Genomic DNA, 15,106 nt, shown 5'->3' on the forward strand with positions numbered 1-15,106 from the left:
TTTGGCCCGCGCGGGGCCGCCCCCGCGGGCGGCGCCCAGGCTCGATCACCGTGCGGCCAGTCGATTTATGCCAGGCGGGTCAGCCACCCGTGCAGGTCCTCGACCGTGCCGGTCTGGATGCCCAGCAACTGCTCGCGAATGGCGGCAGTGACCGGCCCGATCCCGTGGGCCGGTGAGGCGATGACGCCGTCGGCCGTCTTCAGCTCGCCAATGGGTGTAATCACGGCAGCGGTGCCGCAGGCGAAGACCTCGGTGATGTCCCCGGCTGCCACGCCGTCACGCCATTCATCGATGGTGATCTTGCGTTCTTCAACCTTCAGGCCACGGTCGGCGGCTAACTGCATGACCGAGGAGCGCGTGATGCCGTGCAAAATGTGGCCGTTGAGCTCTGGAGTGACCAGAGTGCCGTCCTTGAACACGAAGAAGATGTTCATGCCCCCGAGTTCTTCGACGGCGTTGTCGTTGAACGGGTCAAGGAACAAGACCTGCTTGCAACCCTGGGCTTCGGCTTCCATCTGTGCAGCCAGCGAGGCAGCGTAGTTGCCGCCGCATTTGGCCTCGCCCGTTCCGCCTGCGCCCGCACGGGCATACGTGGTGGTGAGCCAGATGGAGACGGGCTTCAGCTCGCCGCCAAAGTAGTTCCCGGCCGGAGAGGCAATGACGCGGTAGGACACTTCGCGCGCCGGGCGCACACCGAGGAACGCTTCGGTGGCGATCATGAACGGACGCAGGTACAGTGCTTCGCCGTCCTGTGAGGGAACCCAACTCTTGTCGAGGGTCACCAGCTGGCGCAGCGATTCGAGGAACGTCGACTCCGGCAGCTCGGGCAGTGCCAGGCGGCGGGCCGACGCGTTCAGGCGGGCAGCATTGGCCTCGGCACGGAACGTCCAGATCGAGCCGTCGGCGTGGCGGTACGCCTTCATTCCCTCGAAGATCTCCTGGCCGTAGTGCAGCACGGCGGCCGCCGGGTCCATGGCAATGGGTCCGTACGGCTCAATGCGCGCGTTGGACCATCCACCGTTGCCATCGGCGTCAACCTTGAAATCCACTACGGCCGTGTGGTCGGTGAAGTAGTCGCCAAAGCCGGGGTTGGCCAAAATGGCGTCACGCTCGGCGACGCTCTTGGGATTCTCGTTGGGCTGCAGCGAAAAGCTCAGCTCGTTGGCGATCTGGGTCATGCTTCCTCCACATGGTTGGGCCCGCATGAGTGGGCGTTTTCGCGCCTTGGGCCGATCCCGTCATCCACTCACTTTTCAATACTGCCAAGCCTACTCCCACAGCTGCCTTCCCAGCAGCAGCCGCACAGCCACGGACGACGGCGTTACAGCCCTGCTGCTATGGCGTCGCCGACGGCGCTGGTTGTCCTGGGGGACGCGGAGTCGCGGGTGGCGACGTCGGCAGCCACGGCAGCCTGCACCTTGGCAGCAGCTTCCGGGTAGCCCACATGGTCCAGCAGCAGCGCCGCGGACAGGATGGCCGCCGTCGGATCTGCTTTTTGCTGGCCAGCGATGTCCGGAGCCGAGCCGTGAACCGGCTCAAACATGGAAGGTGCTCTGCGGTCCATGTTGATGTTTCCGGATGCTGCCAGGCCGATGCCGCCGGTGACGGCTGCAGCGAGGTCCGTGATGATGTCGCCAAAGAGGTTGTCGGTGACGATGACGTCGAAGCGCGCCGGGTCGGTGACGAGGAAGATCATGGCCGCGTCGACGTGCAGGTAGTCCACGGAGACGTCGGGGAATTCGGCTGCCACGGCCTCAACCGTGCGCTTCCACAGGTGGCCTGCGTACACCAGCACATTGTGTTTGTGAACGTAGGTGAGCTTTTTGCGCGGGCGTTCGTTGGCGCGGCGGAAACCGTCGCGCACCAGGCGCTCAACGCCAAAGGCAGTGTTGACAGAGACTTCGGTGGCCACCTCGTGCACGGTCCCCTTGCGCAGCACGCCGCCGTTGCCCACATAGGGGCCCTCGGTGCCTTCGCGGACCACCACGAAGTCGATGGTGCCGGGGTTTGCCAGCGGTGAGGCCACGCCGTCGTACAGGAAGGAGGGGCGCAGGTTGACGTAATGGTCGAGGGCGAAGCGCAGCTTGAGCAGCATTTCTCGTTCGATCAAACCGGAGGGGATGCGGGTGTCTCCGGGTGCGGCGCCGACGGCACCGAACAGGATGGCGTCGTGGCTGCGCAGCGCCTCGATGGTGGAGTCCGGCAGCGTCTCGCCGGTGGTGAGCCAGTGTTCGGCGCCCAGGGCGTAGTCCGTCAGCTTCAACTCGACGCCCTCCGATGCCGTCACTTTCCGCAGGACCTTCACGGCCTCTGCGGTGACTTCGGGGCCAATGCCGTCGCCGGCGATTACTGCAATGTCGATTACTGCACTGTCCATGGATGCGCTCATGGCTTCAGCTTAACGAAACCATCCACATGATGGTCAAACGATCTCACAGTATGAGACTTTTATTTGATGGATGCATAGGCTTCAAGTGCTGCGCGGCGGGTCTTCTGCAGGTCCACAATGGGTTCAGGATACCCAGGTTCCAGGACCTCCGGTACCCACCGCACCACGTAGCCGGCTGCCGGATCGAACTTTTTGGCCTGGGTGACGGGGTTGAAAATGCGGAAGAACGGTGACGCGTCGGCGCCTGATCCGGCCACCCACTGCCAGTTGGCGGGATTGGACGCGGCATCGGCATCCACCAGGGTGTCCCAGAACCACTGTTCCCCTGCCCGCCAGTCAATACCCAGGTTCTTGATCAGGAAACTGGCCGCAACCATCCTGACCCGGTTGTGCATGAATCCGGTGTGCCAGAGTTCCCGCTGGCCGGCGTCCACCAGCGGAATGCCGGTGGTGCCAGTGCACCACGCACGCCAATGCGGGCTACCGCCGCGCCGCGCCTCGGTCCCGAGCCAGGGGAAGTCGTCAAATTTTCGGCGCAAGTTGACGGTTGCCAAATCCGGGTGGTGGTAGAGCTGGTGCCAGCAAAACTCACGCCAGCCCAGTTCGGAGGCAAAGATGCCCGCGCCAGGCCCGGCATCGCCGCGGCGTTCCGCGAGCGCATTCCACACTTGGAAGGGGCTGAGCTGGCCCCAGCGCAGATAGGGTGAAATGCGGCTGGTCCCGGCCTGGTCCGGACGGTCCCGCGCTTCTGAATAGTTGCCAACATTGCTGTCCAAGAACAGTTCCAGAGCCTCCCACCCGGCGACCGCCGTAGGCTGCCAGCTTTCGCGCAGTCCGCCGGCCCAGTCGGGCTTCTCGGGCAACAGCTCCCATGCTTCGAGCCTGTCGCTGTCAGGCAGGTCACCGGCGTGGCCGCGTCCGACGTCGGGCGTGCCCAGAGGTGCCCTGAAGTCGCGCTCCGAAAGCGCCCGCCAAAACGGGGTGAACACCTGGTACGGGTTGCCGGCTCCTGTTCGCAGCGTCCAAGGTTCATGCAGAAGGGAGGCCTGGAAGCTCTCCGCATGGATTCCGTGCGTTCCGGCCCATTCCTTCAAGTCCGCGTCAACGCTCCGCTCGTGGCCGCCATAGCGCCGGTTCCAATACAGCGACCCAGCACCCAGCTCGACGCCGACTGCCGGAACAACTTCCGCTGCACTCCCCCGGCGCAGCAGCAGCGGGATGCCCAGCTTCCCCAGTTCCGCATGCAGATCGACCAGCGCGTGGTGCAGCCACCACTTGGCAGCACCACCCAGGGGACGAATCCCTGCCGACTCTTCGTCCAAAACGTAGAGGGCAACGGCTGACCCCTCGGCTGCCGCGGCCAGCAGTGCCGGGTTGTCAGCAACGCGAAGGTCGTCGCGGAACCAGACTATGGATGCCTGCATGTGCGGGGCCTTTCAATGGTGGGGGAAACTCTTAGTGAGTAGGGTCAGCTTCCGTGGCCGTGTCAGCTGCCGTGGCCGGTGGCCAGCCAGATCAGGGCCATCGTGGCTAGGAAGCCGCTGAGGTAGTTCAGCCACAAGAAGCGCTTCCACGCGACATTGGCCTGTTCGGAAGTCTCGTCGCTGACGCGCAGGTACGGGGCGGTGTTGATCAGGTACGGAACGGCCAGCACCGCTGCCAGCGGGACTGCCGTAAAGAGCATGAGGACCCCGGCCCCGACATAGCTGAGAACTGAGAAGGCAACGGTGGCGCGCGCACCCAGCACGGTACCGATGGAGGCAAGCCCGCCCTCACGGTCAGGCACAATGTCCTGAACTGCGCCGAAGGCATGGCTGCCCATGCCCCACAGGAAGAATGCCCCCAGGAACGCCCATATCCCGGGGGTGAACGGCGCGTTCACCAAGACCAGGGCGTAAACGGCCGGGGACACAAAGTGGGTGCTGGAGGTGATGGAATCCAGAAAGGGGCGTTCCTTGAACCGCAGCCCGGGGGCGCTGTAGGCGACAACGGCAAAAAGGGATATCAGCAGCACCACCTTCGCCAGCGCTCCGCCCTGACTGAGCAGCACAGCCGCAAAAGGGATCACGGCTACCGCCGCTGAGACGAGGATGAGGCGATGGTGGGTACGTTCCAGCACGGCACCCTCGATGCCGCCCTTGCGGGCATTGAGGAGATCGGATTCGTAGTCGAAGACGTCGTTGATCCCGTACATCGCCAGGTTGTAGGGGATCAGGAAGAACACGGTCCCGACCACGAATATCCAGTCGATTCGCCCGGTGGCCAGGAAATAGGCGGCAGCGAACGGATACGCGGTGTTGACCCAAGAGACGGGTCGGGAGGAGACGAACAGTATCTTCATGCCTTCCGTCCCCGGGTAAACAACAGCCACAGCCCGGGCAGCAGGAGTGCCGCAGCGATGGGATAGGCAAAGTCCTCAATGGGCGCCAGCCCCACGTGCGTGCCGTTGAGGGTGTCCCCGGCATAGTCGAAAAGCCCCGAGGCAATCATGACGTTGTCAAAGACGGCGGTCAGGGCAACCAGCACCACCAGCGAAGCAGCCACGCAGATCAACACTTTGCGTGTATCCCCGCTCCGCGGCCGAGCCAGCAGCAGGGCAAGCAGCAGGACCGCCGCCGCAGCCGGGACAAAGATGAGATTGAGCTGAACAAAATTCATGTCCGTTCCCCCTGGGCAGTCTCGGCGCTCACCAGGCTCTTCCGGTGCAGAACCCTCTGGACTCCGGTGAAAAGGATCATGGTTTGATAGCAGAGGAAAAACAGGAAAAACACTTCTTCAAGTGGAAGCTGTTCTCCGACCATGATCCCGGTCATCAGTGGGGAATCTCTGTGCAGAAAGATTCCGGCCGCAATGGCGGCCACATCCCAGATCAGAAAGAACGCCGTTCCTACAACGAGCACAGCGAGGGCAGCCACGGGTCGGGCGAAAACAAACAGCTTCCAGCGCAAATCCACCAGGACCATGCAGCCGATCACGAGCAACAAAACAAGCAAATAGATCATTTACCCGCAGCCTCGCTTGCACCGGTGCCGGCGGGGCGTGCTATTTCCGCGGGCTGCGCCTCCGAGGCACTGGGTTCCACCACGTGTTCGGGCAGGAGTTCGGGCAGGGGCCCGGAAGAACGGTCCTCGCGCACGGATTTGAGCACAAGCTCGGCGCTGATCATGCACAGCGGCACACCGATCCCGGGGCGCACTGAACTGCCGGCGTAGTAGAGCCCGCTGACCTTGTGGTTCACATTGCCGGGGCGCAGGAAGGCGCTCTGGCGAAGTGTGTGTGCCAATCCCAGGGCACTGCCCTGCCAGGCGTTGACGTCGTCCTGAAAATCCGCCGGGCCGTAGCTGCGCCGCACCGTGATCCTCTCGGCAAGGTCCGGAGTGCCTGTCCATAGCGCTAGCTGGGCGATGGCCGCATCGGCGACCTTCTCCACTTGGGCCGACCCTCCGCCGTCGAACCCGCCCCTGCCCCACTGCGGAAGTGCAGGGGCGGGAATGAGCACGAACAGGTTCTCCGAGCCGGCCGGGGCAACCGAGGCATCGGTGGCACTGGGCTTGGACACATAGAGCGAGGTGGTTTCCGCAAGCGTTCGGCCTTGGATGATTCGGGCGAAATTGTCCTGCCAGTCCTCCGTGAAGAGGAGGTTGTGATGGGCAAGCTGGGGCAGTCCGCCGGTGACTCCCAGGCACAGCAGTACGGCACTGATGCCCGGATCGGCCTTCCGCCACTTCTTTTCGCCCATGGTGCGCTGTTCCGCCGGGAGTAGCTGCGTTTCAATGTGGTGCAGGTCCGCGGCCCCCACCACAAGCCGTGCCGGTGAGCGGTGCTCCAGCCCTCCGCTGTCACGCCATGCAACAGCCTCGCAACGGTTTTCGTCCCCTGCGGGACCGGTGACAATCTGCGTTGCCGTGGCTCCCGTAACGATGTGCACCCCTGCCTTGCGCACCACCCGCTCCATGGCATCGACGACGGCAATGAAGCCGCCTTGGGGATACAGCACACCGTCTTGCAGGTCCAGGTGGCTCATCAGGTGATAGATCGACGGCGCTTTGTCCGGGCTGGTGCCCAAAAAGACGGCCGGGTAGCCCAGGATCTTCTGTTGCAGCGCGTGGGAAAACCTGCGCGCTGCAAAACGGTCCAGGGATTGGGTGAGCAATTGCACCAGCTTGGGCGCGTGGCGCAGCACCGCTGGTTGAAGCAGCCCGCGCAGGGTGCCGAACGGGTCATAGAGAAAGTGCCGCTTGGCCAGGGTGTAGGCCAGTTCCGCGGAATCCAGGTACTTGGCCAGTTCGCGCCCTGATCCAGGCTGTTGAGATTCGAACAGCGCGATGGCCTCAGCCCGGCCCGTGCGCACGTCAACGGACTCCGCCGGAGGGTCGCTGAAAAGTCGGTAGGCCGGGTCGAGGCGGGTGAGTTCAAGTTCCGCGGCCGCGCTGGTGCCCATCATTTTGAACCAGTGGTCAATAACCTCCGGCATGAGGTACCAGCTGGGGCCGGTGTCAAAAGTGAAACCGTCGCGCTGCCAGCGACCGGCACGTCCGCCGAGCGTCTGCTGTTTCTCCAGCAGCGTCACCGGATGGCCGTCGCGGGCCAGGAGGCCGGCCGTGGCAAGTCCGGAAATACCTCCGCCGATCACCACGCCGGGTGCCGGCACCTTGGCTGGTTGCGTCCCCGCGGCGCTGAACATCGCGGTGAACGCGAATCCCCGTCGCAGGAAGGCCGGGGTCCGTTGGCCGCTCATGATGTACGTCCCTGGGTTGTGTTCTGTGCGGGTTCCAATGCCGGTTCCCGTGCGGGTTTCTGTACAGTTCCACGGCTCTCGGTGAGCCTTCCGCCGTCGTCCATGTTGGTCTTTGGGTACCGCGAGGCCATCACCTTGGCCGCAATGTAGACCTTTTGGTACGCGGGCACCCGTACTCGTTGGTCTACCAAGTTCGCGGCGGGAATGTGTTCGATCCTTTCCACCAGGGCTAAAAACAGCTCATGGGCCAGGGACACTGCGCGCCTGGCTGCGGGGGCCAGGAACTGCATGCCGTCCTTGGCGGCCGCGAGGTCCGCTCGGATCTCTTCCAGCAGGGCGTGCTTGTGCGCTTCGGTCAGCGCCGCCGGGTCCACGCCCGGAAAGTAGTGCCGTCCCAGATCGGCACTGTCGTCGCCCAAATCCCGCAGGAAATTCACCTTTTGAAATGCTGCGCCCAGACTGCGTGCTGCCCGGGAGAGCACATCTTCGTCAGCGCAGGGGGCGTCGTCCATGGCCTGAAATACCTTCAGGCACATCAATCCCACTACTTCAGCGGATCCGTAAATGTACTCCGCAAGTGTGTCCGCGGAATGATCCGCTGTGGACACGTCGGTGCGCATGGAGGCAAAAAAGGGCCGGGTCAGGCTCGCATCAATACCGGTGCGCCGTGCTGATGCGGCGAAAGCGTGCACCACCATGTTCGTGCTGTAGCCCCCCAGCAGCGCTTGCTCGGTTTCCCGTTCCAGGCTGTCAAGTTGCAACCGCACCTGTTCTGGATTCAGCCCGGCGGCGGCCGCCGCCCCATCGACCACCTCGTCAGCTATCCGCACCAAGGCGTAGATGTTCTCGATGTCTTTGCGTTCCACGGAGCCAAGTAGCCGGCAGGCCAGGCCGAACGACGTCGAATAGCTGCGGATCACCACTGCTGCGCCCTGCGAAGCTGTCTGCGAATAATGCTGCAAAGGATCAATTCCCACGGCTAGTTCCTCCTGGCCAATACATAGTCACAGATTTGCGCAAGTTCCAGATACAGGAATTCAGGCACGTCAAGCTGCTGGGCCTTGCCCAAGGCATCACTGACCAGCGACTGTGCAAGGTTGAGAGCATATTCCTTTGCACCGAGCTCGTGGAGCACTGCGCGGACGTCGTCAACCTCTGCACGGCCGTCGCGGAACGCAGTCAACGCTTCGGCAAATTCACCCGATCCTTGGGCGAAGGTGGTGAGGATGGTGCGTTTGCCTTCCCGCAAATCCGATTCCACGGACTTCCCCGTCACCGATTCCTGGCCGAAGGTGCCCAAGACGTCATCCACCACTTGGTAGGCCACGCCGATGTCACGTCCCACGGCTGCGAGCGCATCGGCGCTCTCCTGCCCCACCCCTGCCAGCAGGGCTCCCGCACGCAACGGCATTTCAAAGGAGTAGACGGCCGTCTTCAGCCGCTCCATGTTCAACACGTCACCCAAGCCGGGTGAGACCCTGCCCAGGGAGAACAACAAATCATCAAGTTCCCCGGCAGCGGAGGCGAAGATTGCTTCGTGGACAGTGGCCAGGATCGCACTTGCCTGGGCGTGGCCGGCGGTGGCGGAGGTGGCAAGTCGCAAGGAGCCAGTCAGCAGCAGATCCCCGGCGATGATGGCCGCCGAGTAGCCGGCATGGTCAGCCGCTTCCCGGGCATGGCCCTGGGCCGTAGCGGCATCCCGATAGGTGGCACCCAGGGTCGCCGAGCCGCGGCGGACGAAGTCCCTGTCAATAACGTCGTCGTGGACCAGCAGGGCGGCGTGGAGCATTTCATAAGCTGCCGCGAGTTCACTGCACGCCCGCCAGTCCTGCCCGCCGAAGGCGTGGTAGGTCAGGTAGACGAGTTTGGGCCGCATCCATTTTCCACCACTTGTGCTGGCAGCGATGTGGTCCCAGAGTTCAACGAAGGCCGGAGAGTAGGCTTTGGCTGCGAATTTTTGGGCTGCGAAGTACTCGGCTAGGGAGGTTTTAACCTGTTCTTGAAAAACCGCCCAGTCCACTGGTGTGGCATGCGCCTGTTGTTCGAACGGCTTGTTGCCATCGTCAAGCAGGGGTTCTCTGCGGTGGGTACTTTGGCGATCATGGGCCAAGGACATGGTTTTCTACCCCTTTCGGTTCTGTTGCTTCGCCAGCGGGAGGTCTATCTTTTTGTCCTCCAGTGCCGCCGCCCGTTGATGCATTGAGCTTGCCACGCTGGCGAGGAAGTCCACTATTGCTTCTTGTCCACTGTCGTCGTAGCTGCGCACCTTGGCGTCCACCTCAAGGATCATGGGCATGAGCCGTGCCATGGTGTCCTTGACGGATTCAGCACTGGGGCTGATGAGCAGCCGCCGCCTGTCCGTTGGATGAGGCGTGCGCGTAATATGACCTCTTCTGACCAGGCGATCGATCACCGTCGTGGTGGCAGCCGCTGTTAGATGCAGGAATTGCGCCAACTCTCCCGGCGACATCGACCTGTGCTTGATGAGGTGCTGCATGGCCTGAAAATCCGTCTCATTCAGGGACATTTCACGCCTCATGGCAAACTCCATCACCTCATTGAGTTCCAATATTTGGCGAAGAAGAACCGACGCCGGGTGCATCCGGGGTCTTTCGTCACTCGGGCTGTCCTTCATAAAAAATACCTTATCCATTGATAATCAGAAAATCTAATTACATAATGGTGGAACGAACGCTTCTTGTCTACCGAAAGGTTCAACTATGAGCTCCATAGCAGTTGCCGGAGCCACCGGCTACATAGGCGGCAGGCTTGTCCCGCTGCTGCTCGCAGCCGGCCACAAGGTCACAGTACTCAGCCGCAACAGCGAAAAGCTCAGGGACGTCCCGTGGCGAAATGAAGTGGAGGTTCTCGAAGGGGACCTGACGGACCCGGATGCAGCCAAGGCGCTGTGTGAAAACTCGGAAATCATTTACTATCTGGTCCATTCCATGTCCTCGGACGGCAAGGCTTCAGAAGACTTCGGGCGGTTGGAGCGCCAGTGCGCGCGCAACCTCAGCCAAGCTTCCCGGGATGCCGGTGTCAAGCGGCTGATTTACCTCTCGGGGCTCCATCCGCAAGGCGAACTCAGCAGGCACTTGGCATCGCGCAAGGAGGTCGGGGAAATTCTCCTGTCCTCCGGAACCCCCACGGTCGTTTTGCAGGCCGGACTCGTGATCGGTTCCGGCTCGGCGAGTTTTGAAATGGTGCGCCATCTCACCGACGTGTTGCCGATGATGCCGGCACCCAAATGGGTCTTGAACAAAATCCAACCCATTGCTGTCAGGGATGCCCTCCACTACTTGGTGCAGGCCATGCATTTGCCGCCGGAGATCAACAGAACTTTTGACATTGGCGGGCCGGAAGTGTTGACCTACGCGCAAATGATGAAGGTGTATGCCTCCGCTGCGGGCTTCCGCCCACCTTTGGTACTGGCTCTTCCAGTGCTGACTCCGTGGCTAGCCGCCCAATGGGTGAATTTGGTGACACCGGTGCCGCGCAGTCTTGCCATTCCATTGGTGGAGTCATTGCAACACGACTGCTTTTCGCACGAGCACGACATCGACAAGTTCATTCCCGAACCGGAGGGTGGACTGACACCCTACCGGCGCGCGGTGGAGCTGGCACTGCACAAGATCGAGGTTGACATCGTGGAAACCACCTGGGCCACGGCCCACGCACTGAGCGCGCCGGCAGAACCGCTTCCCAGCGACCCCGAGTGGGCGGGGCTGACGGTCTTCACCGATGAACGCGTCAAGGAAACATCTGCCGAGGCCGGCGAAGTCTGGAAAGTCATCGAAGGCATCGGCGGGGAGAACGGCTACTATTCAATTCCCTTCGCGTGGAGGGTGCGTGGCTGGATGGACAAGGTCGCCGGAGGAGCGGGACTGACCAGAGGCAGGCGCAGCCCCACTCATCTTCAGCTCAATGACGCCGTGGACTGGTGGCGGGTGGAGACCCTCGAGCAAGGACGGCTGCTGCGACTGCGGGCGGAGATGCTGGTCCCGGGCCGGGCCTGGCTGGAATTTGAGGTGACTCCTTCAACCCACGAGGGCAACGAATCCGGAAGCACCTACCGCCAGCGTGCCATCTTCTTTCCCCGCGGGCTCTCCGGGCGGCTCTACTGGTTGGCGGTGCTGCCCTTCCACGGCATCATCTTCAAAAGCATGGCGAACCGCATCACGGACGCCGCCCAGAAGGGTTGAGGCTCCAGCAGGGTTGGGGCTCCAGCCCTGCTGAGGTTCACTCCCATCTCCACCCGGGCAGGACGCCGCACACCCATTTCGCTGGCTAAAGTTGACTGGGTGATCATGCCATCCATCTACGACTGGTTCACCCGTCACCGCTTTGCCGTGGACGTGGTCTTCATGGTGGTGTTGTGGCTGCTCCTACTGCCTTTGAGCATAGCCAGCGCGAGCAACACTCCGTTGGCTGGCAACAGTCAATGGGCGGCCTTGGCTGCCGGGACGGCCACCACAACCGCGCTGATCGTGCCCCTGGCATGGCGGCGAACGCGTACCGTCATGGCGGGCTCGATCATCGCGGCCGTGGCCATTGTGCAGTGGGCGCTGGCTGTTCCACCCATGCCCTCCAACCTGGCTGTCCCATTTATTGTTTATGCGCTGGCCGCGTTCGGCCCCCGCTGGGCCTCGCTCGGCGGGCTCGGCTTGGCCATGTTGGGCGCCATCATGTTGGTGACGCGCTTCTTCTACGACCTCACCGTAGTTTCCGTGGCGGATCTTCCCTACGGCTTGGTGCTGGTTCTCTCAGTCTGGGTGCTGGTCCTATTCAGCTGGACGGCCGGTGACCTCAACCGCACCAAGCGCCTGCGCGGGCAGGCACTCGAGGACCGTGCCCACCGTCTTGAAATCGAGGCCCAGCAGGAGCGCCAGCTGGCAGCCAGCGACGAACGCGCCCACATTGCCCGCGAAATGCACGACATCGTGGCCCATTCCCTCTCCATCATCATCACCCAGGCCGACGGCGCCCGCTACGCAGCTGCCGCCGACCCGGAGATAGCCCCCGAAACCCTTGCCACGATTGCCCAAACTGGGCGCTCCTCCCTGCAGGAAATGCGCCGACTTCTGGGCGTTCTGCGCGGAGGGCATGAGGCGTCCACCCGTCCTCTGCCGGGGTTGGATCAGCTCGACGAACTGCTGCTGGGCATCCGAGCCGCCGGGTTGCCGGTTACCTTTTCCGTCACCGGTGAGGGTCGGCGGGCGCTGCCAGCCGGCGCCGAACTCACGGCCTACCGCACCCTCCAAGAGGGCCTCACCAACGCCATGAAGCACGCCGGACCCAACGTCCAGGCAACAGTCAATCTCGTCTGGAACTCCCGCGGCTTGGAAGTGTCGGTGCGCGACGACGGCGGGGGCGCAACGGCGTCGTTCTCCGATGCCCTCCCCATCCTCCAGCACGGCGGCGGCAACGGCCTACGTGGCATGGCCGAACGAGTCCGCCTTTACGACGGCACACTTACGGCTGGCCCGCTGCCCGGCGGCGGTTTCGCCGTCACAGCCTTCATCCCCTACACGGAGAACTGATTTCATGACCCCCACCTCCCCCATCCGAGTGGCCCTTGTCGACGACCAGCAACTGGTCCGTTCGGGCTTTGGCATGCTCATCAATTCCCAGCCCGACCTCTCCGTGGTGTTGCAGGCTGGCAATGGCATTGAAGCGCTGCAGGGGCTTTCCGCGACGGCCGCCGACGTAGTGCTCATGGACGTACGCATGCCTGGCATGGACGGTTTGGAAACCACGCGCAGACTCATGGCACGCAGCAAGACGGCACCGGCCGGATCATGGCTGTCGGAGTTGCGGATCGTGGTACTGACAACCTTTGATTTGGACGAATATGCACTGGCCGCGATCCAGGCGGGCGCCAGCGGATTCCTGCTCAAGGATGCGCCTCCGGAGGAACTGCTGGGCGCGATTCGCACCGTTTACGCCGGGGATGCGGTGATCGCCCCCTCCACCACGCGGCGCCTCCTTGACCATGTGTCACAGATGCTGTCCGCACCGAGCCCCGCCAACGACGCCCACGCCGCTGCTGTGACCAGCCTGACCACGCGTGAACACGAGGTCTTCTTGCTCATCGCCAACGGCCTCTCCAACCCTGAGATTGCAAAGCAGCTGTTCGTTTCAGAGGCCACGGTCAAAACGCATGTGGGGCACATCCTGGCCAAGCTCAGCGCCCGCGACAGGGTGCAGCTGGTGGTCATTGCATACGAAACGGGTCTGGTCTCCCCCGGCTAATACCATCGCTCCTGCAGTTTCCGGGGTATCTCCCCGACCCTCCTGCACGTTCAGGGCCGCTGCTACCAACGCCCCTGCACGTTCGGGGGCAGACTTTCCGAACGCTCACGCACGACTCTGGTTGCCCTCCAGCATCCCTGCAAGTGCGTCAGGAAAGTACCTCCGAAAACCGCGGGAGGGTCGCTGGAAAAAGCCCTGAAAGTGCAGGAGCGTCGGTAGTGTGGGTGGTGGTCATTGCTTAGGAGTCGGGCCTGGTCTCCATTGGCGCTTGACCTGGTGGTCAAGCCTGCCGGTGCGCCTCCCACTGCTCCCGGGTGACGGCGTACTGCACGTCACCGTGCTCGTCTCCGTCGATTCGAATGGGCCAGTCGGCAACAAAATGCCGGACCAGTGACATTCCTGATTTCTCCATGACCCTGCGTGAGGCAGCATGCACGGCCATGGTTTCCGCCGTGACGCGGGCGGCAGGCGTGTGAAGGAAGGCGTGGTCGATCAGGGCCCGGCTTCCTTCTGTCGCAAGGCCAAGTCCCCAGCAGTCCCTGCGCAGCCGGTATCCCAATTCCGGTTCGGATTCGGGGCAGCCAGAGCCGCTCCGCAGGTGAAACCAGCCGAAGAATTCGTGGCTCACGGGGCTCTGCGCCACCCAAAAACCAAAGTGGGGCGACTTCCGGTGGTAGGCGAGGTAGGCGGGAATGTAGTCGTCGGCAATTTTCCGCAACGGCGTGGCAACCCCATTGGAGATGAAGCGCATCACGGCGGGGTCCGCATCAAGGGCCTCAAGCAGTCCGGCGTCCGCTTCGGTGAACTCGCGCAGTACCAGCCGAGCTGTTTGCAGCAGGATCTTCATGATCTATTATTGCCCACCCCGTCCAGCCGTGTCATCCCTGGGGAGGAGGCTCCGACGTCGTGCATCGCGACAATCTCCACCCGCGCTCCGATCCGCTGCCCACCGTTGCACAAATACGCTGGAAGCATGATCATCACTACAGAAAATTCGCAGCGCACACTGGCGGTTCAGGCCCGCGGGTTGCGCAAAACCTACGGCAGGGGCCAAACCGAGGTGACGGCCCTGAAGGACGTGGACCTGGATTTCCCGGCCAGCCAGTTCACCGCCATCATGGGCCCTTCGGGCTCGGGCAAGTCCACGCTCATGCACTGCTTGGCCGGACTTGATTCGGTGACCGCCGGCACCATCCACCTCGGCGAAACGGAACTGACCGCGCTCAACGACAAATCCCTGACTCGGCTGCGCAGGGACCGCATCGGCTTCGTATTCCAGGCGTTCAACCTGGTCCCCACCCTCACTGCCGAAGCCAACATCACCCTGCCGGTCGCCTTGGCCGGCGGCACCGTGGACAGCGACTGGTTCAACTCCATCACAAAAACCCTTGGCCTCGTGGGACGGCTGAAACACAGACCCCACGAGCTCTCGGGCGGCCAGCAGCAGCGCGTCGCCGTGGCCCGCGCACTGCTCACCCGCCCAGACGTCATTTTCGCCGACGAGCCCACCGGCAACCTCGACTCGCGCTCCGGCGCGGAAGTCCTAGGCATGCTGCGCCGCTCCAGCCGCGAAATGGGCCAGAGCATCATCATGGTCACGCACGACCCCGTGGCCGCATCCTACGCAGACCGCGTTGTCTTGATGAACGACGGCGAACTGGTGGGCCAGCTGGAGAACCCCACCGCCGATTCGGTGCTGGCTTCACTGGCATCCCTGGGGGCGTAGC

General features: G+C 63.0%; 15 protein-coding genes. 4 read left to right on the forward strand and 11 right to left on the reverse strand.

What is annotated here, in order from left to right:
- Window positions 1-65: 65 nt before the first annotated feature.
- From JMA46_RS11375 to JMA46_RS11420, 10 genes are all read right to left on the reverse strand, one after another.
- A complete protein-coding gene (locus tag JMA46_RS11375) occupies window positions 66-1,178 on the reverse strand; it encodes a branched-chain amino acid aminotransferase (RefSeq protein WP_207345453.1) in 1,113 nt (370 codons plus the stop codon).
- 143 nt (window positions 1,179-1,321) lie between these two features.
- Window positions 1,322-2,377 (reverse strand): 3-isopropylmalate dehydrogenase, encoded by a 1,056-nt coding sequence (locus JMA46_RS11380; protein WP_207345488.1) that lies wholly within the window; start codon window positions 2,375-2,377, stop codon window positions 1,322-1,324.
- Window positions 2,378-2,448: 71 nt separating this feature from the next.
- A complete protein-coding gene (locus JMA46_RS11385; protein WP_207345454.1) occupies window positions 2,449-3,813 on the reverse strand; it encodes a deoxyribodipyrimidine photo-lyase in 1,365 nt (454 codons plus the stop codon).
- A 62-nt stretch (window positions 3,814-3,875) separates the two neighbouring features.
- Window positions 3,876-4,730, reverse strand: coding sequence for a prenyltransferase (locus JMA46_RS11390; protein ID WP_207345455.1), 855 nt, complete (start codon window positions 4,728-4,730; stop codon window positions 3,876-3,878).
- Window positions 4,727-5,047 carry a lycopene cyclase domain-containing protein gene (locus JMA46_RS11395; RefSeq protein ID WP_207345456.1) on the reverse strand — a complete coding sequence of 107 codons (321 nt, stop codon included), beginning with the start codon at window positions 5,045-5,047 and terminating at the stop codon, window positions 4,727-4,729. The genes JMA46_RS11390 and JMA46_RS11395 overlap by 4 nt, the downstream gene beginning before the upstream one ends.
- On the reverse strand, window positions 5,044-5,391 hold the full coding sequence (locus JMA46_RS11400; protein WP_207345457.1) for a lycopene cyclase domain-containing protein: 348 nt from the start codon (window positions 5,389-5,391) through the stop codon (window positions 5,044-5,046). Before JMA46_RS11400 ends, JMA46_RS11395 begins: the two co-directional genes overlap by 4 nt.
- Complete coding sequence (crtI, locus tag JMA46_RS11405; RefSeq protein ID WP_207345489.1) at window positions 5,388-7,073, reverse strand: phytoene desaturase family protein; 1,686 nt, start codon at window positions 7,071-7,073, stop codon at window positions 5,388-5,390. Before crtI ends, JMA46_RS11400 begins: the two co-directional genes overlap by 4 nt.
- A 50-nt stretch (window positions 7,074-7,123) precedes the next feature.
- Complete coding sequence (locus JMA46_RS11410; protein ID WP_348770132.1) at window positions 7,124-8,104, reverse strand: phytoene/squalene synthase family protein; 981 nt, start codon at window positions 8,102-8,104, stop codon at window positions 7,124-7,126.
- A gap of 2 nt (window positions 8,105-8,106) precedes the next feature.
- The gene (locus tag JMA46_RS11415; RefSeq protein WP_207345458.1) at window positions 8,107-9,243 is read right to left on the reverse strand and encodes a polyprenyl synthetase family protein; all 1,137 of its coding nucleotides are present in this window, start codon (window positions 9,241-9,243) and stop codon (window positions 8,107-8,109) included.
- Window positions 9,244-9,249: 6 nt separating this feature from the next.
- Window positions 9,250-9,780 carry a MarR family transcriptional regulator gene (locus JMA46_RS11420; protein WP_207345459.1) on the reverse strand — a complete coding sequence of 177 codons (531 nt, stop codon included), beginning with the start codon at window positions 9,778-9,780 and terminating at the stop codon, window positions 9,250-9,252.
- Between the two features lie 67 nt (window positions 9,781-9,847).
- Here JMA46_RS11420 and JMA46_RS11425 point away from each other — a divergent pair, with 67 nt between their 5' ends.
- From JMA46_RS11425 to JMA46_RS11435, 3 genes are all read left to right on the forward strand, one after another.
- Window positions 9,848-11,329 (forward strand): SDR family oxidoreductase, encoded by a 1,482-nt coding sequence (locus JMA46_RS11425; protein WP_207345460.1) that lies wholly within the window; start codon window positions 9,848-9,850, stop codon window positions 11,327-11,329.
- 105 nt (window positions 11,330-11,434) lie between these two features.
- Window positions 11,435-12,667, forward strand: coding sequence for a sensor histidine kinase (locus JMA46_RS11430; RefSeq protein WP_207345491.1), 1,233 nt, complete (start codon window positions 11,435-11,437; stop codon window positions 12,665-12,667).
- Window positions 12,668-12,671: 4 nt separating this feature from the next.
- Window positions 12,672-13,379: a response regulator transcription factor gene (locus tag JMA46_RS11435; protein WP_207345461.1), complete on the forward strand. Its 708-nt coding sequence runs from the start codon at window positions 12,672-12,674 to the stop codon at window positions 13,377-13,379.
- A 280-nt stretch (window positions 13,380-13,659) separates the two neighbouring features.
- Here the strand turns inward: JMA46_RS11435 and JMA46_RS11440 are convergent, their stop codons facing one another.
- Window positions 13,660-14,226, reverse strand: coding sequence for a GNAT family N-acetyltransferase (locus JMA46_RS11440; RefSeq protein ID WP_207345462.1), 567 nt, complete (start codon window positions 14,224-14,226; stop codon window positions 13,660-13,662).
- A gap of 126 nt (window positions 14,227-14,352) precedes the next feature.
- On the opposite strand from JMA46_RS11440, the gene JMA46_RS11445 reads away from it, so the two are divergent.
- Window positions 14,353-15,105, forward strand: coding sequence for an ABC transporter ATP-binding protein (locus JMA46_RS11445; RefSeq protein WP_207345463.1), 753 nt, complete (start codon window positions 14,353-14,355; stop codon window positions 15,103-15,105).
- Window position 15,106: the final 1 nt, after the last annotated feature.

It is taken from the genome of Arthrobacter sp. E3 (assembly GCF_017353415.1).
Taxonomy (GTDB): Bacteria; Actinomycetota; Actinomycetes; order Actinomycetales; family Micrococcaceae; genus Specibacter.